Below are 16248 nucleotides of genomic sequence, written 5' to 3'. Positions count from 1 at the left end.
CGGCCGGACACGCGGAATCCGTACTCGGACCCGCGGACGCGGTGTCCGATCAGCCGGGACTCAGTGCTTGATCAGGCAGAAGGGGTGCCCCGCGGGGTCCGCGTAGACGCGCCAGCTCCGGGTCCCGGCGCCGTCGTCGAGCAGGATCGCACCCCTGGCCAGCACCTTCTCCTCGGCCTCGGCCAGATCGGGCACGCCGAAGTCGAGATGGAACTGCTGCGGGGAGGCGGGCTCCGGCCAGCGCGGCCTGCGGTATTCGGTGACCCGCTGGAAGGCCAGCACCAGCCCGGCCGCGGTGTGCAGTGTCGCCCAGCCGTCGCTCAACGACCAGCGCGGATCGGGCCGGTCGACCGTACCGCCGAGCAACGACTTGTAGAACCTGGCGAGTTCCGCCGGATCGGAACAGTCGAGCACCACGCACTGCAATTCGGCAATCATGAACAGAGCGTAGGGGGCACGGCGGCTCCGGCGCGCGACGGCGGGGCCGAAACCGGCGGTACGGCCCCCGCACGACGGAATCTTGCGAACGGAACCTGTCTCACGCCGTCACACCTGGCGATAATGCGGGGCATGGGGTCAGTGATCACCGTGGTGTCGGTCGCGCTGGTGGTCGCGGGCGCCGCGGCGGCCCTGTTCTGGCTGGTTCGCGGGCGCAGGGGATTCGGTACGCCCGCCGACCGGGCCGCCTTCGCCACCCTGCACTCGGCGTCACTGGCCGCGCCCCCGCTGCGCAACGGCCTCGACCCCGAGTCGGCCCGCAGCGCCGCCCGCCATCTGCGGGCACTGCTCGGCACACCCGCGCTGGCCGTCATCGGCGACGGCGAACTGCTGGCCTGGGAAGGTCCGGGCCGCAGACACGCGGCGCAGGCCGTGGAACACGCGCGGGAGGCGATGGACGCCGGGCGGCCGTGGGTGGTCCCGGCCGAGGAGATCCACTGCGGCGACGACCGGTGCCCGATCCGCAGCGCCGTCGTCGTACCGCTGGTGGTGGACGGCCTGGTCGTCGGCGCGCTGTCGGTGTACGCGCGCCAGGTGTCGGCGGGCCTGGTCAGAGCCGCGGGCGAGGTCGCGCACTGGGTCATCTCGCAGTTGGAACTCGCCGAGCTGGACCGCTCGCGCACCCGGATGATCGAAGCCGAACTGCGCGCGCTACGGGCGCAGATCTCCCCGCACTTCGTCTACAACTCGCTGACCGCCATAGCCTCCTTCGTCCGCACCGACCCCGACCAGGCCCGTGAACTGCTCCTCGAATTCGCCGAGCTGACGCGCTACAGCCTGCGCAGGCACGGCCAGTTCTCCACCCTCGCCGAGGAGTTGCGGTCCGTCGACCGCTATCTGCGCCTGGAACGCGCCCGGTTCGGCTCCCGGCTCCGCGTCGATCTGCTCATCGCGCCCGAAGTGCTGCCGGTGGCCGTACCGTTCCTCTGCCTCCAGCCGATCGTTGAGAACGCCGTACGCCACGGACTCGGACCCAAGTCGACGCCGGGGCGCATCACCATCAGGGCCGAGGACGCGGGCGCGGAGTGCCGCATCAGTGTGGAGGACGACGGCGTGGGCATGGACCCCGAGGAGGTCAGGATGCGGCTCGCCGGGGAGGACGACGGCGACTCGCTCGGCCTGGGCAATGTCGACGAGCGGCTGCGTACGGTCTTCGGCGACGAGTACGGCCTGGTGGTGGAGACCGCCCCCGGCGCCGGGACGAAGGTCAACGTCCGGGTGCCCAAGTACCGGAACGGAGTACGCGCATCGTGAAACCGTTGCAGGTCCTGGCCGTCGACGACGAACCGCCCGCCCTGGAGGACCTGACGTATCTGCTGCGCGGCGACCGGCGGGTCGGCCGGGTGCTCAGCGCGGGCAGCAGCGACGAGGCCCTGCGGCTGCTGGAGGACGAGTCGGTCGAGGCCGTCTTCCTCGACATCCGGATGCCGGGCCTCGACGGCCTCGACCTGGTCCGCGTCCTCGGCCGCTTCGCCCGGCCGCCCGCGGTCGTCTTCGTCACCGCCTACGAGGACTTCGCCGTCGACGCCTTCGCCCTCAAGGCCTGCGACTACCTGCTCAAACCGGTCGGCAGGGAACGGCTGGCCGAGGCGGTCCGCCGCGTCGCCGCCGTCATCGAGGGCAACACACCGGGAGCCGCGCCCGCCGGCCGCTCCGACGAGCGCATCCCGGTCGACCTCGGCGGAGTCACCCGCTTCATCCGCCGCGAGGACGTCGCGTACGTCGAGGCGCAGGGGGACTACGTACGCCTGCACGCGGGCGGCCACGCGCCACTGGTCCGGATAGCGCTCGCCGTCCTGGAGGAGCGCTGGGCGCAGCACGGCTTCGTCCGCATCCACCGCGGCTACCTGGTCTCGCTCCGCCACGTCGAGGAGCTGCGCTCGGACGCCGGGCACTGGACGGTACGCGTGGCGGGCGGTGAACTCCCGGTCAGCCGACGCCACTCCAGGGAACTGCGGGACCTGCTGATGCAGTGGTCGCCCGCGCCCGGCGAGGGGCCGTCATGAGCGGTACGCAACCGCCACCGCCGCGCCGGGTCGCGGTGACCGCGCCGCGCCGCGACCGTACCGGCGGCTGGTCCGCGCGAGCCGTCGCCGAGGACCTGCACGCACAGCCGCGCCTCGGCCAGGTCTATGTCCGCTCCCTGGTCAGGGACCAACTGCGGCTCTCGCTCGGCGTGCTGGCCGTCCTCGCGGTCGTCATCGGCGGTCTGCCCGCCGCCTTCGCGCTCGCGCCCGGGCTGCGCACCGTGGACGTCCTCGGGGTCCGGCTCGCCTGGCTGCTGCTCGGCGTCGTCGCCTACCCGCTGCTGGTGGGCGCGGCCTGGTTCCACGTACGGCACGCGGAGCGCGTCGAGCGGGACTTCACGGATCTGCTCAACGCCCCTGACGCGCCGCCGGGTTCGGCCCCGGCACCCGCGGCCCCGACGGACACCGCCCCTGACTCGGCGGCGCAGGCCGCGCCCAGCGCCTCTGACCCGGCACCCGCGGCCCCGACGCCCACCGCCCCTGACCCGGCGACGGGACCCGCTCCCAGCGCCCCCGGCCCGGAGGCCGGATGAATCCGGCGCTCGGCTTCACCGCCCTCGTCGTCGTCCTCGTGGCGACCGTCGTGGTCGGCTTCTACGGCCTGCGACTGTCCCGCGCCACCTCGGACTTCTACGTCGCCTCCCGCGAGATCTCACCGCTGTGGAACGCCTCGGCGATCGGCGGCGAGTATCTGTCGGCCGCCTCCTTCCTGGGCGTCGCGGGCCTGTTGATGGCCTACGGCGTCGACATGCTGGCCTACCCGGTGGGTTACACGGCCGGATATCTGGTGCTGTTGCTGCTGGTCGCGGCGCCCCTGCGCCGCTCGGGCGCGTACACGCTGCCGGACTTCGCCGAGGAACGCCTCGGGTCCACCGCCGTGCGCCGGGTGGCGAGCGTCTTCGTCGCCGTCATCGCCTGGCTCTACCTCGTACCGCAGTTGCAGGGCGCGGGCCTGACCCTCCAGACGGTGACGGGCGCGCCGCGCTGGGTCGGCGCGGTGGTCGTGGCGGTGGCCGTCGTCGGCGTCTCGGCGGCGGGCGGCATGCGCAGCGTCACCCTCGTGCAGGGCTTCCACTTCTGGCTGAAGCTCACCGCCATCGCGGTGCCCGCCGTCTTCCTCGTCCTGGCCTGGCGGTCGGCGGGCACCCCCTCGCTGACCGCGCCCGACGTGCCGCGCTTCCCGCACACCACGGTCGTACGGCTCGACAGCCAGGTCCGCTTCGACGTGGCGACACCCGTGACGGTGACGGTCAGCGGCACCCTCGACGGCACGGCCTACGGCGCCAAGGGGGCCTCGCGCGCGGAGCGACACGGCGTGCCCGTACGGCTGGTGCGCGGCGAGCACACGGCGGAAGGCGGCACCGGCCTGACCTTCCCCGAAGGCGTCCCCGTACCGCACAAGGTCGGCCTCGCACCGGCGACCGGCGCCAGGTGGGCGAGCCCGCTGTCCGGCGCGGGCGGCAGATCGCACCCGCTGTACGCCGTCTACTCGATCCTGCTGGCCACCTTCCTCGGCACGATGGGCCTGCCGCACGTCCTCGTCCGCTTCTACACCAACCCCGACGGGCGGGCCGCCCGCCGGACGACGCTGCTCGTCCTGATCCTGCTGAGCGGCTTCTACCTGCTGCCGCCGGTCTACGGGGCGCTCGGCCGGATCTTCGCACCGCAACTGCTGCTCACCGGGCAGACCGACACCGCGGTACTGGTGCTGCCGCAGATCACCCAGGCCGGTGAGGCGGGGCGGCTGCTGGCGGCGCTGGCGACCGCGGGAGCCTTCGCCGCCTTCGTGTCGACCGCGTCGGGACTCACGGTGTCGGTGGCGGGCGTGGTCTCGCAGGATCTGCTGCGCGGCTCGACCCACGGCTTCCGCTGGGCCTCGCTCGCGGCGGCCGTACCGCCGCTGGCGATGACGGTCGCGACCCCCGGCCTGCCGGTGGCCGACGCGATCGGCCTGGCCTTCGCCGTCGCCGCCTCGTCCTTCTGCCCGTTGCTGGTGCTGGGCATCTGGTGGCGCGGACTGACCGACCTGGGCGCGCTGTTCGGCCTGGTGGCCGGGGGCGGACTCGCCGCCGTCGCGGTCGTGCTGACCAGCGTGCGCGGACCCGGCGGCGGCTGGAGCGCCGCGCTGCTCGAAGAACCCGCGGCCTGGACCGTCCCCGTGGCCTTCGCCGTCATGGTCGTCGGGTCGCTGCTGACCCGCGGCCGGATCTCGCGCGCGGACGTCGACCGGGTGATGCTGCGCATGCACCTGCCCGAGGAGGTCGGCGCGCAGCCGGAACCCGGTCAGCCCGGTCGACTCGGCGTCCCCGCGCCGCGGGAGACGCCCGGCGCGCCGGGACCCGGCGGTGAGCGGTCACCGACCGTTCGCCGTATCTGACCGACCGCTCACCGTATCTGACGGACCGTCCGTCGCCCGGACCCGACCGCTGGGCGACGCCCGCTGTGGGGCTGTGGCCCCCCGACGTCGGCGTTCCTAGCGTGGGAGCGGGCCCAGCACGGCCCGCGGCGGCGTACGTACCGCGCTTCGCGCCGCCATTCCTCACCGAGGAGGGAACCGCAGATGAGCACCCCCGTCACGACCGAACGGCCGCCCGTGGACGGCATCGCCGACCCCGGACCGCTCGGCCTCGCCGCGTTCGCCGCCACCACCTTCGTCCTGAGTTCCTTCAACGCCCACCTCATCGACCAGAATCTGCTCACGGTGGTCCTGCCGCTCGCGCTGTTCTACGGCGGACTCATGCAACTGCTCGCCGGAATGTGGGAGTTCAAGAAGGGCAACACCTTCGGCGCCACCGCCTTCGGTTCCTACGGCGCCTTCTGGCTCTCCTACGCGGCCTATGTGAAGTTCGTCGTCGGCGACCTGCCCCCGGACACGGCCAACCAGGCCACCGGCCTCTATCTGCTGATCTGGGCGATCTTCACCGTCTACATGACGGTCGCGGCCCTGCGGACCAACGCCGCGCTGTTCGCGGTCTTCGTGGCCCTGTCGGCGACCTTCATCGTGCTGACCGTCGCGGAATTCGACAAGTCCGTCACCATCACCAAGGTCGGCGGCTGGATCGGGCTGGTCACCGCCGTGTTCGCCTGGTACGCCTCCTTCGCCGTCGTCACCAACAGCACCTGGAAGCGCGCCGTCGTCCCCGTGCTCCCGCTGTCAGGACTCTCCGTCGGCCGCCGCGGCGGACCGGTGGAGGAGCCCCACTCATGACCGAGGAGACCCTCTCCAACCTGCTCAGAGAAGACCGGCGCTTCCCCCCGCCGCCCGAACTGGCCGCGCGGGCCAATGTCACCGCGGCCGCGTACGAGGAAGCCGCGGCCGACGTCGAGGCGTTCTGGGCCGCCGCCGCGGCCCGGCTGGACTGGGCCGAACCCTGGACCCGGGTACGCGACTGGAGCCGGGCGCCCTTCGCCCGCTGGTTCGTCGGCGGGAAGCTCAACGTCGCCGACAACTGCGTCGACCGGCACGTGCGCGCCGGGCTCGGCGACCGGGTCGCCTTCCACTGGGAGGGCGAGCCCGGCGACACCCGCACGCTCACCTACGCCGGCCTCCACGAACAGGTCTGCCGCGCCGCCAACGCCCTGCTCTCGCTGGGCGTGCGGGCCGGCGACCGGGTCGCGCTCTACATGCCGATGATCCCCGAGACGGTCGTGGCGATGCTGGCCTGCGCCCGTATCGGCGCACCGCACACCGTCGTCTTCGGCGGCTTCTCCGCCGACGCGCTGCGCGGCCGGATCCTCGACTGCGACGCGCGGGTGGTGATCACCGCGGACGGCGGCTACCGCAAGGGCGCCGCCTCGGCCCTGAAGCCCGCCGTGGACGAGGCCGTGGAAGGCTGCCCCGACGTCCGCAGCGTCCTGGTCGTGCGCCGTACGGGCCAGGACGTGGCGTGGACCTCGGGCCGGGACGTGTGGTGGCACGACCTGGTGGACGCGCAGTCGGCCGAGCACGAGGCCGAGGCGTTCGACAGCGAGCACCCGCTCTACATCATGTACACCTCGGGCACGACGGCCCGCCCCAAGGGCATCCTGCACACCACCGGCGGCTACCTCACCCAGGCCGCCTGGACGCACTGGGCGGTCTTCGACGTCAAGCCGGAGCGGGACGTGTACTGGACGGCCGCCGACATCGGCTGGGTCACCGGCCACTCCTACATCGTCTACGGCCCCCTCGCCAACGGCGTGACCTCGGTGCTCTACGAGGGCACGCCCGACTCCCCGCACCAGGGCCGGTGGTGGGAGATCGTCGAGAAGTACAAGGTGACGATCCTGTACTGCGCGCCCACCGCGATCCGCACCTTCATGAAGTGGGGCGACACGATCCCGGGCCAGTACGACCTGACGTCGCTGCGACTGCTCGGCTCGGTCGGCGAACCGATCAACCCCGAGGCGTGGATGTGGTACCGGCGCGCCATCGGCGGCGACCGCTGCCCGGTGGTCGACACCTGGTGGCAGACCGAGACCGGCGCGCAGATGATCAGCCCGCTGCCGGGCGTCAGCGTCTGCAAACCCGGCTCGGCGCTCAGGCCGCTGCCCGGCATCTCGGCGGAGGTCGTGGACGACACGGGCCGTCCGGTGCCGAACGGCTCCGGCGGCTACCTCGTGCTGACCGAGCCGTGGCCCGGCATGCTGCGCACCATCTGGGGCGACGAGCAGCGGTACATCGACACGTACTGGTCGCGCTTCCCCGGCTGGTACTTCGCGGGCGACGGCGCGAAGAAGGACGAGGACGGCGACATCTGGCTGCTCGGCCGGGTCGACGACGTGATGAACGTGTCGGGGCACCGGATCTCCACCACCGAGGTGGAGTCCGCGCTGGTGTCCCATCCGCTGGTCGCCGAGGCGGCCGTCGTCGGCGCCACCGACGCCACGACCGGGCAGGGCATCGTCGCCTTCGTGATCCTGCGCGCCGACAGCGAGAAGGCCGCGCGGGAGGCGGGCGGCGACGACGTGGCCAGGCGATTGCGGGCGCACGTCAGCAAGGAGATCGGGCCGATCGCCCGGCCCCGGCAGATCCTCGTCGTCGCCGAACTGCCCAAGACCCGCTCGGGCAAGATCATGCGCCGACTGCTGCGCGACATCGCCGAACACCGCGACCTCGGCGACGTGACGACGCTGACCGACTCCACGGTGATGGACACCATTCGTGAACGGCTGCCCGGCGGCTCGTCCTCCGGCGCCCCGGCGGACGAGGAGTAGCGGGGAGCGGCGTACCGCCCCGGATCCGGTCCCGGCCGGTACGCGCCGACGGCCCGCGAGGCGGTCTCCCCACCGCCCGCGGGCCGTCGTCACTCAACTCCCGTGCCGCTAGCGCGCCTTGTGTGAGACCAGCGTGTGGTGCCCGGCGCCGACCGCGTCCACGTACACGTTCACGCCGTCACCGCTCACGCGCGCGCCGCCGACCGCCCGCGTGCCGTCCCAGACGGTCCGCCCGTCCAGCGTGACCCGCACCCTCGCGCCGCCGGTCGGCACCGCGAGCCTGCCGGTGGTGCCGCGCGGCGCGTCGGTGGCCAGCGTGAAGCCGCCGCCGCTCGCGCGCCAGGACGCGCTGATCGCGCCGTGCGGCGTGGGCACCTTGCCCTGCGCCCACGTGAGGTCGCCGGGCGTGGGCACGACAGCGTACGAGGCGAAGCCCGCGCCGGTCGGCCGGATGCCCAGCACCTGGTTGGTGAGGCTGACCGTCGGCCCCGAAGCCCAGCCGTGCGCGAGGCTGGTGAACTGCGAAAGGGCGGGCTGTCCCGCCAGGTCGGCCTTCTCCCAGAAGGTGCCGCCCGGGTCCTTCGAGAGCTGGTAGCCCCAGAAGGTACGGATCAGATCCAGGCCGCCGGTCTGCTGCGCGCCGCTCGCGTCGGCCAGACCCAGCCGCGCGCTCGCCTCGAAACCGCTGGGCAGCGGCTCGTAGATCGGCCCGATCGACGCGTTGGGCGTGCTCGGCGCCATCGTCAGCGCGCCGTAGGGACCCCAACTCGTCCGCCGCAGATAGTCCATCGCGCTGCTCGCCTGCCGCTGGTCGGCGACCCCGGTGAGCGCCGCCGCCGCGTTGGCGTCCTGCGGATAGGCGCCGGGGATCTCCCGCGAGAGCCGGTACGCACCGACGGCCGGGTCCCAGAGCTGGTCGTTGACCGCCTTCTTCACCACGGTCGCGCGGTCCGCGTACACCCCGGACGCGGCCTTGTCGTGCCGGGCGGTGGCCAGCTCCGCCATCTCCTGGAGATTGCGCACATACAGCGCGTTCACATACGTCTCGTGCCCGCAGTCGCGGTAGCCGTAGTGGCCGCAGGAGTTGACCGCGCCGAAGGCGATCAGCCCCTGCGGGTCCTGGGCGCGCACCGACTCCAGCCACGCGGTGGCCTTCGGCAGCGCGGGCCACCACCTGTCGAGATAGGCGCGGTCACCGGTGTAGAGCCAGTGCTGGTACTGGTTGTAGACGAACCAGGTCACGTACTCGCCGTACGTGCGGATCTCGTCCTGATTGTGCGGCCCGACCAGGCTCTCGCCGGGCATGTACCCGTCCGGCAACTGCTGCGCGGCCAGCGAGGACAGCGAATTGTCCACCGCGTCCGTGTCGTTGGTGCTCAGATACGTGACCGGGACCTGCACCGCCAGGTCGCCCTGCCACACGATGCGGTCCCGCTTGGCGCCGTCGAAGATGACCTCCTTGGCGGGATCGGCGTTCGGCACCTGGCTGTCCGCGTGATCGCCCTCATCCGTCGCGTACGGCCAGCTCTTGGCCGTGTCCGACATCCAGGTGTCGAGCTGCACGGTGTACGCGCCCGCGTACCAGATCTTGTTCAACTCGTCGTCGCTGGACAGGAACCAGCCCTGGTACGCGGCGGGCGACTTCTGCCGCGGCGCCGCGTCGAACTCCACGGACACCGCGCCGAGGTCCACCCAGCCGGGCCCGTCGAGGAACAGCGTCGCGTAGCGGAAACCGCCGCGCAGCTGAGTGTCCGTCAAGGTCGCGGGCAGCTTCGCCGTGTCCAGGGTGATGGTGTGGCTGTCGGCGTCGTAGGTGTACGGCTGGCCGGGATAGCCGTTCCAGATGTTCGCGGTGTCGCAGCCCGGCGCCTGGGCCGCCTCACCGTTGTTGTCGCCCGGAGCGGTGGCCGCGTACTGCACCGACTCGCTGAAGCACACGTGCAGTCGAGGCGGTGTCCTGGACGCGCCCGCCACCTTGACGCTGATCCGGCCGCCGACGTCCCTGCCGAAGTCCAGTGCCAGCAGCGGGGATTGGGTGCGGTCGCCGGTGCTGACCAGCCGAACGGCCCTGCGACCGTTGCCCAGCACCGCCTTCGGGTCGCCCTGGATCGCGCCGCCTCTCGCGGTCGCCGACAGCACGCGGACCGGGGTGACCGTGTGCCCGGCCGGCGCCAGGACGTACGGGCGCCAGTCGCCGGGGCGCGGGGTGTAGCCGTCCTGCGTCCAGGGGTCGTGCGCCTTCGCCGCCGCGGTCGTCGTCGGCGCGTCGGCGCCGATAGCCGAGCCGGGCAGCAGGCCCAGCATGACGGTCCCGGCCGCGACGGCAGCGGCAGCCGCGCGGCTCCTGCGGACATGAATGGGCATACGTCGTTCCCTCTCTGTGTCCCTCTGCGGAAGCGGGTGCGTTCCCGCGCGATCCCTGTGGGGCGCGGGCGGGCGGCCGGTCAGCGGCGGCGCACGGTCACCTTGCGGGTGCCCGCCGCCACGCCCGCGATCCGCACATAGCCGCCGGAGAAGGTCACCCCGGTGCGCCGCGCCGACCCCTGCCAGACCGTGCGGCCGTCGAGGCGTACGACGCAGGTGCGCGCGTCGGTCACCGGGACCGCGATCTCGTCCACGGCGCCGCCCGGCGCGTTCACCGTCAGGTCGAACTCACCGCCGCCGCGCTGCTGCCACGACGCGCCGATCACACCCTTCGCGGTGGTCAACTGGCCCTGTGCGAAACGCTGTTCGCCGGGGTGCGGCTCCACGCGGTGCCCCGCGCCCGCGTCGCCGGTGGGGGAGATGCCCAGGAAGCGGTAGGTCAGCGCCGAGGTCGGGCCCGTCGACCAGCCGTGCGCGGCGCTCATGTACGAACCGGAGTAGTCCGACGTGCCGTCGGAGCGGTAGCCCTCCCAGAACGTACTGGCCGTCCCCGTGGGGCTGTCGAGCATGAAGCCCCACTCGCGGCGGATCAGGTCGAGCGCGGTCGCGTCCTGCCCCGCGGCGAAGTGCGCGTGCACCTCCATGCCGCCGGGGAACGGGTGCACGGAGGAACCGCTCTTCTCCGGCGACAGCGCGCCGACCGCCGTCCAACGCCACGCCAGCGAGGCGCTGATGGTCCGCGCGCGGTCCGCGGAGTCCACCAGGCCGAACCACACGGCCAGCGCGTTGCCGTCCTGCGGATACAGCGAGGCGCCGCCGCCGGTCGGCTTGTCGCGGTACAGGCCCACGGCCTCGTCCCAGTAACCGCCGCTCTCCACCGCCGACTTGAGCGCGGCGGCCTTCGCCTTCCACGCGCCCGCCGAGGCCGGGTCGCCGAGCGTCGTGGCGAGCGCGCTCGCGGTCACCAGCGCCCGGTACATGATGGCGTTGGCTTCGAGGTTCTTGCCGTCGGCGTCCGAACGCGCCCAGTCCGCCGCGCTGGTGACGTTCAGCAGCCCGTCACCGTCGATCTTCGCGACGATGTACGTCACGGCCTTCTTGTACGCGTCGTACGCCGTACGCGCCCACGCGGTGTCGCCGCTGAGCTGGACGTAACTCGCCGTGCCGATGAGCGTCCACAGGTGGTAGGCGTCGGAGTTGCCGATGAAGTTCACGGCCGGCCCCGCGTACGGGAGCGCGCCGCCGGCGTCCTGGTGGTTGTAGAGCGTCTGGAGCGAGTCGCGCACGGTCACCAGGTCGCCCAGCGACACATAGTCGGTCAGGACGGAGATGCCGAGGTCGCCCGGCCACACCGTGCGGTCGCGCTTGGCGCCGTCGACCAGCACCGTGCCGCCCGCCTCGCCGACCTTCGCGCTGTTGTCCCAGCCGAGGTCCGGCGGGCCCCAGACCCGGCCCTGGTCGGCGGCGATGATGTTGGTCTGCACGGTGTAGGCGCCCGCGTACCAGACCCGGTTGAGCATGTCGTCGTCGCAGTAGAAGTAGTTGGGGTACGCCGACAGGTCGGCGGCGTTCGGCGCGAAGGTGATCCGTACCGAGACATCGGTCAGGTCCACGGAGCCCGAGGTCTCGTTGACCACCGTCAAGTAGCGGAAACCGCCGCGCAGTTGGGACGCCGGGTGCGCGGTCGCGGCGGGACCCGCGCCCGCGACCGGGGTGTCCTTGTCGGTGCTGATCCGCCCGCCGGGCGTCACCGCGTAGCGCACGGCGGGCTCGTTGTTGCTGCCGCCGTTGGACCCGTCGCTGGACGACGTGCTGACGAAGTTGGACAGCTCGGAGTACGTCAGCCCGACCGTCTGATTCGTTTCACCGCCCGGCCCGAAGCTGAGAGTGACGAATCCGCCGACCTCCTTGCCGAAGTCGAAGGTCACGGAGGAGCCCTTGCCGGTGATCCGGGTGACGGCCTTGGCGCCGCGCCCCTCGGTCACCAGCGCCTCGGGCCGCCGCACGACACCGGTGAGCGTGTAGACGGCGACCGGGCGCACCGTACGGCCGGCGGGGGAGAGGTTGAAGGCGTCCCACTTGCCCGAGGGCGCCTTGCCGCCGGGCCGCGAGGCGGGGACCGAGGCGCCCGCGGGCACCGCCGACGCGCCCTGCGGCGCGGCTCCCGCGGCCGGTTCCGCGGCGACGGCCCGGCCCCCGCCCGCCTCCGTCGCCGCGACGAACGCGGCGGCCAGCCCCGTCGTGACGAGTACGCGCCGTGTCGGTCCCTGCACTTCACTGTGCGGCATGTCTCTCCCGGATGAATCGTTTCAAGATCGCGGACGCGGAAACCCTCACTGATCTTCCTGGGCCGCCGAGCACACTACGTCGGTGTTTCGCGGCCCGTCCATACCCGTGCGGGGAGTTGTTGCCCCGGCCGATCGCGGCGGATCCGGGCCGCGGAGCGGCCATGGGGGCTGTGACCAGGGAGGCGGTGGGGGCGGGGGAGGCGTCCCGCCCGGGAGGGAGAAGTGCCCTCTCAGCGGATCGGGCGGGATCGAGTGCCGTGGCTCGTCCAGCCAGACCCTGGCACGCGGTGCTGCGGATCGACGACGCGGTGAGCGTAGAGACGTACCCGCGCACCTGGCGCATCCTGCGGGAATCCGCCGTGTACGGCGCCGACGCCCTTCGCGTCATCGGCGCGGCCCGGCGGGACTCGCGAGGGATCTGAGGGAGCCGGTCAGACCGTCGCGACCAGCAGCTCCTCGCCGTTGGAGGTGCGCAGGCCGTCCGGGCGGCCGGCGAAGTAGCGCTCGTTGAGGGCGGCGGCCGAGACGTGGCGGGCGTCGGTGAATCCGGCGGCGCGGGCCAGGGCCAGGATCTCGGCGGGGGCGTAGAAGCTGATGAACGGGGTGCCGGAGCCGCGGGCGCCGTTCTCCGCGGCCTGGCGGACGGCGCGCTCGTCGGGTTCCATCAGGTCCAGCGGCGGCATGAACGTCATGACGACGGTGGAGCCGGGTGCGAGCGAGGCGAGGGTACGCAGGGTGGCGGCGTTGGCCTCCTGCGTGAGGTACATGCTGACCCCGGCGGAGGCCACCACCGCGGGCCGTCCGGCGTCGAATCCGGCCCTCCTCAGCCGATCCCACCAGGAACCGGCCGTCTCGAAGTCGACCGGCACCAGGCGCAGCCCGTCGCCGACGCCGTAGCCGAGTTCGGTCAGCCGCCGCCGCTTCCACTCCTGCGGCTCCGGCCGGTCGACCTCGAAGATCCGCAGCCGGTCGGCGAGATCCGGCCTGCGCTGCGCGAAGGTGTCGAGCCCCGCGCCCAGCAGCACGTACTGCCCGACGCCCTCGTCCAGCCGCTCGACGACCAGGTCCTCCACGAAGCGCGCGCGGGCCACGACACCCGCCCGGAAACGGCTGGTGCCCTCCGGGTGCATGTCCCCGCGCTCCCGCCAGCCCCCCTCGGGGTCGGCCAGCCGCAATCCGATCTCGTCCGCCAGCACATGCGGCGGCGGGTCGTGCAGCACATGGACCGCCCGCCACAGCGCCACCCGTACGGCGGTGCTGTCGGGCTCGGCCGCCGCGCCGTCGGCCTCCGGGACGGCTCGGCCCGCCGTCGATCGCTCGTGCCGCTCGCTCATGTCGCGCTCCCTGTCGGTGCTGCCTGTCGCCTGGTGTGGTGCACGGCCCGCCGCGCGGACGGTCAGCTCTTCGCCGGGGCCTGGAGGCTCCACAGCCGGCCGTCCGGGTCCCGTACGGTCATCTCCCGCGTCCCGAAGTGGGTCTCCTCGAACGCCGTGACGACCTCGACGCCCGGCGCGGCTTCGAAGGCGTCCGCGTCGGCCACGGTCAGCACCATCCGCGGTGCCCGCGGCTCCTGGCTCTCCGGGATCTCGGCGATGAAGAGATACGGTCCTTCGCCGTTGCGCAACTGCCCCGAATTGTGATCGGTCGAGAACTCCAGCTCGTAGCCGAGCCCCTGGAAGAACTTGGCCGCCTTGCCCCAATTATGCGTTTCCAGGAACACGGCCTCGATGCCCCGCGTCGTCATCTCAACTCTCCTTGTCACTCGCCCGCCGCCGCTGGTCGCGGGGCTCCGCCGCCTCGTCGAGATACGCGCGCAGCGCCTCGGCGACCAGCGCCGACAGCGACTTCTCCGACTCGATGGCGTGGTGCTTGACCTGCTTGATCAGCCCTATCGGCAGATACACGTTGAACTGCTTGACGTCGTCGTCGCCCACATCGCCCATGCTAGCAATCTAGTTCCCTAGGTCAAGCTTCCGGGAAAAACCACGCGACGCGCGGCGCCCGATCGTCGATACTCCGCGCGTGGCCACCATGAACATCGGCAGGACCGAACGCGCCCCGTACCTCCGCTTCTCGCCGGCCGCGCGGGCCCGACGCGGCTTCGGCGCGATCCCGCCGACGGCGCTGGTGCTGCTCGGCACCCTCAGCGTCCAACTGGGCTCGGCGGTGGCCACGCACCTGTTCAGCGCGGTGGGCAGCCTCGGTACGGTCGCGCTGCGGCTGTTCTTCGCCGCGGTCGTGCTGACGGCGCTGTGGCGGCCGTCGCTGCGGATGGACCGCCGGGCGTGGACCGTGGTGATCGGCTACGGCGTCACGATCGGCGTGATGAACCTCTGCTTCTACCAGGCGCTGACCCGGCTCCCGCTCGGGATCGCGGTGACCACCGAATTCCTCGGACCGCTGACGGTGGCCCTGGCCGGGTCGCGGCGGTGGCTGGACGCTTTCTGGGCACTGCTCGCGGCGGCCGGTGTGCTCCTGCTGGTCGGGGGACGCGGCGACATCGACCTCGTCGGTTTCCTGTTCGCGCTCGCCGCCGCCGCGTGCTGGGCCGCGTACATCCCGGTCGGCGCGGCGCTGGGCCGGCACACCGCCCACGGCAACGGTCTCGCGCTGGGCATGGTCGTCGCGGCCCTGGTGGCCGTCCCGTTCGGTGTGGCCGGCGGCAGTACGGCGCTGGTCCACCCGTGGGTGCTGGCCGCCGGATTCGGCGTCGCACTGCTGTCGTCGGTGGTCCCGTTCTCGCTGGAACTGGAGGCGCTGCGCAGAATCCCGCCGCGGGTCTTCGGCATCCTCATGAGCCTCGAACCGGCGATGGCCGCCCTCATCGGCCTGATCGTGCTCCAGGAGGCGCTGCGCTGGACGCAGTGGATCGCGGTGCTGTGCGTGGTCGCGGCGTCGGCGGGCGCCGCGCGCGGTGCCCGCCTCGACGTCACGGACGCCCCGTAGGGCCTGCCCGGCGGATCCGTAAGGCTTGTCCGGCGGCCCCTGGCGCCCCGTAGGGCCTGCCCGGCGGACCGCGCCGAACAGGCCCCCGGCAGGGCTCAGAGCTTGAGCAGGAAGGTGAAGTCGCCACCCGCCTTTCCGCTCAGGCGGTGCGCCGAGACGATCTTCCCTTCGTCGATCAGCCGCTTGACCTCGGCGCGTGAGACGCCGAGCCCGTCGGCGATCAGCCGGACGGGCCGGAGCGGGATGTGCGCCGCGAAGCGCACGGACACCTCCAGGGCCTCGTCGTCCGCGTGACCGGGGCCGGTGATGTCGAGGCGCCAGGCGTCGGTCCAGTCGAGGGCGACGCCGTTGCGGTGCCGGACGGCCGGGTGCCGGAGCAGTTCGGCCGTCAGTCCGGGGTCGTTGGTGTGGAGCCGGTCCAGCAGGTCGGGGCGCAGGGAGCGCACGTTGACCCGCTCGAAGACCGTGAGCTTCGCGGTCTCCCCGCATCCTGCGCACAGGACGAGGAGCCAGACGTCGAGGGACTTGTGGTGCGCGTTGACCCGGAATCTGCCGCTCGCCCGGAAGCGATCGGACGGGCACGAGTGGCAACGGCGCACGACAAGAGGCGGGCAGGTGGGAGCGACCACCCAGGTTTGTGACACGGATGAACACCTGTTCGGTGAGAAAAACCGCAGCGAAAAGGGGCACGGCGCCCGGGGGCGACGTGCGACAGATCAGCGCCAGGGGTGTCTCAACAGGTGTACAACGGGGTTCCTTTGCCACGGCGACAGGTGCGGCAGCACGATAACCGTGCGTGGCGGCACGGTTCCACGGGTTTTCGCGGCCCGGCTCCCGAGGCATCCAGCCACACCGCGAATTCGCCCAACTCGGTACAAAATGCCCGCAAGGCGACCGCGTCCTCTGCCGAGTCGGTGCCGATTCAAGGG

Annotated in this window: 15 protein-coding genes; 8 read left to right on the top strand and 7 right to left on the bottom strand. The window is 72.4% G+C overall.

What is annotated here, in order from left to right; translation table 11 throughout:
- Positions 1–60: 60 nt before the first annotated feature.
- Complete coding sequence (locus ACZ4EF_RS08860) at positions 61–438, bottom strand: VOC family protein (protein WP_188284292.1); 378 nt, start codon at positions 436–438, stop codon at positions 61–63.
- A 123-nt stretch (positions 439–561) separates the two neighbouring features.
- Between ACZ4EF_RS08860 and ACZ4EF_RS08855 the strand changes: the two genes are divergently transcribed.
- The 6 genes from ACZ4EF_RS08855 to acs all read left to right on the top strand — a co-directional run bounded on the left by ACZ4EF_RS08855 (position 562) and on the right by acs (position 7721).
- Entirely contained in the window at positions 562–1752 is a 1191-nt protein-coding gene (locus ACZ4EF_RS08855) for a sensor histidine kinase (RefSeq protein ID WP_223187657.1), read from the top strand.
- Positions 1749–2504, top strand: a complete 756-nt coding sequence (locus tag ACZ4EF_RS08850) for a LytR/AlgR family response regulator transcription factor (protein WP_355341632.1) — start codon at positions 1749–1751, stop codon at positions 2502–2504. Before ACZ4EF_RS08855 ends, ACZ4EF_RS08850 begins: the two co-directional genes overlap by 4 nt.
- A complete protein-coding gene (locus ACZ4EF_RS08845; protein WP_467503528.1) occupies positions 2501–3058 on the top strand; it encodes a DUF485 domain-containing protein in 558 nt (185 codons plus the stop codon). Before ACZ4EF_RS08850 ends, ACZ4EF_RS08845 begins: the two co-directional genes overlap by 4 nt.
- Positions 3055–4902: a sodium/solute symporter gene (locus ACZ4EF_RS08840; protein ID WP_391163147.1), complete on the top strand. Its 1848-nt coding sequence runs from the start codon at positions 3055–3057 to the stop codon at positions 4900–4902. Before ACZ4EF_RS08845 ends, ACZ4EF_RS08840 begins: the two co-directional genes overlap by 4 nt.
- Positions 4903–5085: 183 nt before the next feature.
- On the top strand, positions 5086–5733 hold the full coding sequence (locus ACZ4EF_RS08835; RefSeq protein ID WP_401718792.1) for an acetate uptake transporter: 648 nt from the start codon (positions 5086–5088) through the stop codon (positions 5731–5733).
- Positions 5730–7721 carry an acetate--CoA ligase gene (gene acs / locus ACZ4EF_RS08830; RefSeq protein ID WP_467503525.1) on the top strand — a complete coding sequence of 664 codons (1992 nt, stop codon included), beginning with the start codon at positions 5730–5732 and terminating at the stop codon, positions 7719–7721. The genes ACZ4EF_RS08835 and acs overlap by 4 nt, the downstream gene beginning before the upstream one ends.
- 108 nt (positions 7722–7829) lie before the next feature.
- Here acs and ACZ4EF_RS08825 read toward each other — a convergent pair whose 3' ends face one another.
- A complete protein-coding gene (locus tag ACZ4EF_RS08825; protein ID WP_467503524.1) occupies positions 7830–10085 on the bottom strand; it encodes an alpha-L-rhamnosidase C-terminal domain-containing protein in 2256 nt (751 codons plus the stop codon).
- 80 nt (positions 10086–10165) lie between these two features.
- Positions 10166–12373: an alpha-L-rhamnosidase-related protein gene (locus ACZ4EF_RS08820; RefSeq protein WP_467503522.1), complete on the bottom strand. Its 2208-nt coding sequence runs from the start codon at positions 12371–12373 to the stop codon at positions 10166–10168.
- Positions 12374–12630: 257 nt separating this feature from the next.
- Between ACZ4EF_RS08820 and ACZ4EF_RS08815 the strand changes: the two genes are divergently transcribed.
- Positions 12631–12795, top strand: coding sequence for a hypothetical protein (locus ACZ4EF_RS08815; RefSeq protein WP_467503520.1), 165 nt, complete (start codon positions 12631–12633; stop codon positions 12793–12795).
- A 9-nt stretch (positions 12796–12804) separates the two neighbouring features.
- Here ACZ4EF_RS08815 and ACZ4EF_RS08810 read toward each other — a convergent pair whose 3' ends face one another.
- The 3 genes from ACZ4EF_RS08810 to ACZ4EF_RS08800 form a co-directional block, all read right to left on the bottom strand.
- Positions 12805–13707, bottom strand: coding sequence for a class I SAM-dependent methyltransferase (locus ACZ4EF_RS08810; protein ID WP_467503518.1), 903 nt, complete (start codon positions 13705–13707; stop codon positions 12805–12807).
- 62 nt (positions 13708–13769) lie between these two features.
- Complete coding sequence (locus tag ACZ4EF_RS08805; protein WP_402711432.1) at positions 13770–14117, bottom strand: VOC family protein; 348 nt, start codon at positions 14115–14117, stop codon at positions 13770–13772.
- A 1-nt stretch (position 14118) separates the two neighbouring features.
- A complete protein-coding gene (locus tag ACZ4EF_RS08800; RefSeq protein ID WP_355341781.1) occupies positions 14119–14307 on the bottom strand; it encodes a ribbon-helix-helix protein, CopG family in 189 nt (62 codons plus the stop codon).
- A gap of 97 nt (positions 14308–14404) precedes the next feature.
- On the opposite strand from ACZ4EF_RS08800, the gene ACZ4EF_RS08795 reads away from it, so the two are divergent.
- Positions 14405–15319 carry an EamA family transporter gene (locus ACZ4EF_RS08795; protein ID WP_467503690.1) on the top strand — a complete coding sequence of 305 codons (915 nt, stop codon included), beginning with the start codon at positions 14405–14407 and terminating at the stop codon, positions 15317–15319.
- A gap of 95 nt (positions 15320–15414) precedes the next feature.
- Here ACZ4EF_RS08795 and ACZ4EF_RS08790 read toward each other — a convergent pair whose 3' ends face one another.
- Positions 15415–15963 carry a DUF1062 domain-containing protein gene (locus ACZ4EF_RS08790; protein ID WP_391045855.1) on the bottom strand — a complete coding sequence of 183 codons (549 nt, stop codon included), beginning with the start codon at positions 15961–15963 and terminating at the stop codon, positions 15415–15417.
- Positions 15964–16248: the final 285 nt, after the last annotated feature.

Source organism: Streptomyces sp. NPDC025721, from assembly GCF_055558595.1.
The sequence above is the reverse complement of the archived record's forward strand: the minus strand, read 5'-3'. Positions and strand labels throughout refer to the sequence as shown.

Bases quoted from the DNA above. Each gene is read 5' to 3' on its own strand.
- ACZ4EF_RS08860 (WP_188284292.1), bottom strand. From the start codon at position 438: ATGATTGCCGAATTGCAGTGCGTGGTGCTCGACTGTTCCGATCCGGCG.
- ACZ4EF_RS08855 (WP_223187657.1), top strand. From the start codon at position 562: ATGCGGGGCATGGGGTCAGTGATCACCGTGGTGTCGGTCGCGCTGGTG.
- ACZ4EF_RS08845 (WP_467503528.1), top strand. From the start codon at position 2,501: ATGAGCGGTACGCAACCGCCACCGCCGCGCCGGGTCGCGGTGACCGCG.
- ACZ4EF_RS08840 (WP_391163147.1), top strand. From the start codon at position 3,055: ATGAATCCGGCGCTCGGCTTCACCGCCCTCGTCGTCGTCCTCGTGGCG.
- ACZ4EF_RS08835 (WP_401718792.1), top strand. From the start codon at position 5,086: ATGAGCACCCCCGTCACGACCGAACGGCCGCCCGTGGACGGCATCGCC.
- acs (WP_467503525.1), top strand. From the start codon at position 5,730: ATGACCGAGGAGACCCTCTCCAACCTGCTCAGAGAAGACCGGCGCTTC.
- ACZ4EF_RS08825 (WP_467503524.1), bottom strand. From the start codon at position 10,085: ATGCCCATTCATGTCCGCAGGAGCCGCGCGGCTGCCGCTGCCGTCGCG.
- ACZ4EF_RS08820 (WP_467503522.1), bottom strand. From the start codon at position 12,373: ATGCCGCACAGTGAAGTGCAGGGACCGACACGGCGCGTACTCGTCACG.
- ACZ4EF_RS08810 (WP_467503518.1), bottom strand. From the start codon at position 13,707: ATGAGCGAGCGGCACGAGCGATCGACGGCGGGCCGAGCCGTCCCGGAG.
- ACZ4EF_RS08805 (WP_402711432.1), bottom strand. From the start codon at position 14,117: ATGACGACGCGGGGCATCGAGGCCGTGTTCCTGGAAACGCATAATTGG.
- ACZ4EF_RS08795 (WP_467503690.1), top strand. From the start codon at position 14,405: ATGAACATCGGCAGGACCGAACGCGCCCCGTACCTCCGCTTCTCGCCG.